Below are 2,263 nucleotides of genomic sequence, written 5' to 3'. Positions count from 1 at the left end.
CGCCAGGCCGGCGCCCGGGTGCTGGCCCGCAGCGCGCTGATCGATGCGCGCCTGCCGCGCCGGCCCGACGGCCGTCTCACGCCCTACGCGCCGGTCGGCGCCAACTACGAGAACAACGGCTTCAACCTGGGGCTGCAGGCCATCGCCCGGCTGGCGAAGATGGACGTGGGCCTGCGGGTGGCGTGCATCGACCACGCCAGCTGGGACACCCACGACGCCCAGCCGGGCCGCTTCAATGCGCTCGTGGGGCAGCTCTCCCGCGGGCTGGCGGCCTTCCACCGGGACATGGCCGGCGCCGGGCTGCCGGTGCGGGTGGTGGTGATGACCGAGTTCGGCCGGCGCCTGCGCGCCAACCGCAGCCAGGGCACCGACCACGGCCACGGCTCGGCGATGCTGGTGCTGGGCGACGGGGTGCGTGGCGGACGGATGTTCGGCGACTGGCCGGCGCTGGACACGCCGCGCCTCGATCAGGGCGTCGATCTGGCGGTGACCACCGACCACCGCCACGTGCTGGCCGAGCTGCTGGCCCTGCCGGAGCGTGACCGGGCGGCGGTCTTCCCCGGCCTCGCGGCGCGGGCGCCGCTGGGGCTGATCGGCTAGAAGTACAGCTGCCAGCCCAGCGCAATGCGGCGCGCCTGCCGCTCGTCGGCGGGCAGTTCGGCGCGGGTCCATTCGTACTCGGCCACCAGGTTGCTGCGCGGGCCGAGGCTGTGGCGAATCAGGGCGCGGGCCTGGCTGCGTTCCAGGCGACTGTCGTTGAACCACTGGTGGCTGGCTTCGAACTGCACGCGGGTGGCCGGGGCCACATCCCACAGCAGGCCGGCCAGCGGGCCGGTGCCGATGGCCCAGCGCTTCTCGAGCCGGCCCTGGGTGAGGAGCTGGTTCTCGAGGAAGACGTAGGCCATCAGGCCACCCCACTCCCACGCGGCGCCGGGGCCGCCGGCCACCGTCGGGCTCGGGGCGAGCGGGTAGCCGAGGGCGCGCTCCCAGCCAAAGCGCACCTTCCACGACAGGGGCTGGGTCCATTCCCGGCGCGGGGCGACCGACACGATATCCACCGGCAGGAAGCGGTCGAGGCGCCAGCCGTGGCCTTCGCGCTGGCTGGCGGCGATGTCGAAGAAGCGGATCTGGGCGCCGCGGCTGTAGCCGGTCTCCGGGTCGAGCAGGTCGTGGTAGGCCGGGCGCAGGCCCAGGAACAGCGCCGGTGCGCCGGCGGCGCGGCCGGCCGACAGCCCGAAGCGGCCGGAGGCGTGGCCGGTCTCGGGGCGCGGTGGCACGGGCACGCTGCCGGTGTCGATGGCGGGCAGCCGGCTGCGGGTGGTCTGGATGGTCTTCAGGCGGGCGAGGGCCTCGTCCTGGTCGAGCTTGCCGGCGTGGCCGCGGAAGGACACCAGCCGGTCGGCGAATTCGAGCTGCTCGATGGCGAGGGGCGCGGTGCCGAGGCCCGCGGGCGTCTGCCTGCCGTCGGCCACTGCGATGGCATCAAGCATGGCGTCGGGCGGCAGACGGCTCGCCCGGTGGGCGAGCTCGGTGCCACCGGCGGGGCGGAACGTGACGTCGGTGACGAGCCCCGGCACCGCCACCACGCCCTTGACGGTATCCACCGGGATGGCGGTGAGGGGAAAGCGCTGGGACACCCGCAGGCCCGGCCGGGCCACGTCGAGCAGGCGCAGGATCATGTACGAGCAGTTCTCGTCGAAGAACCAGTAGTCGAAGCGCGTGGCGCCGATCTCCCAGGCGTGGCGGAGCAGCTGGCGGGTCTCGTCGGGCGTCAGGTTGAGCCGGTATTCCCACACGTCGCGGCTTTCCATGTCGCTGTATTCGCGCACCTTCACGTAGTAGGGCGAGCTGGACAGGGTGCCGGGGTAGAAGCCGAAGAGGCCTTTCATCGCGAAGGTGAAGCCGTCGGTGGCGTCGGCCTTGGCGGCGTAGTTGATGGTGTAGGCGAGGAGCCGGGTGGCGTCGGTCTGGCCCTCGGCGTCGATGCGCAGCAGGGTGTGGCCGAACATCGAGGCCGGGCTGTTCACGTAGGCCGACGGGAACACCAGGGTTGCGCCGGCCGGGCGGATCTCGGCGGCCCAGGCGGCCAGCCGCGGGCAGGGCTGGTCGGCGGTGGCGCGGGCGAGCGCGGGCAGGCGCGACTTGAGCCAGTGGTAGCGGGCCGGGAAGCGGCACTGGGGGTGTTCGTCGGGGGCGTCGGGGCGGGCGGGCTCGACAAGCCTGGCGAGGGTCGCGTCGAGCTCGGCGGCGGCGTTGGTGGCGC

2 protein-coding genes are annotated in these 2,263 nt (G+C 73.7%); one reads left to right on the top strand and one right to left on the bottom strand.

The window, feature by feature from the left end; translation table 11 throughout:
- On the top strand, positions 1–600 hold a 600-nt coding region (locus QQK25_RS22750), incomplete at its 5' end, for a DUF1501 domain-containing protein (protein ID WP_284190012.1).
- Here QQK25_RS22750 and QQK25_RS22745 read toward each other — a convergent pair.
- The coding region (locus QQK25_RS22745; RefSeq protein WP_284190011.1) for a lipoprotein N-acyltransferase Lnb domain-containing protein at positions 597–2,263 on the bottom strand (1,667 nt) is incomplete at its 5' end. The two genes, QQK25_RS22750 and QQK25_RS22745, sit on opposite strands and share 4 nt — an antisense overlap.

Origin of the sequence: Zoogloea oryzae, assembly GCF_030161255.1 — a bacterium.
Taxonomy (GTDB): Bacteria; Pseudomonadota; Gammaproteobacteria; order Burkholderiales; family Rhodocyclaceae; genus Zoogloea; species Zoogloea oryzae.
This window is presented reverse-complemented; position numbering and strand designations above follow the sequence as displayed.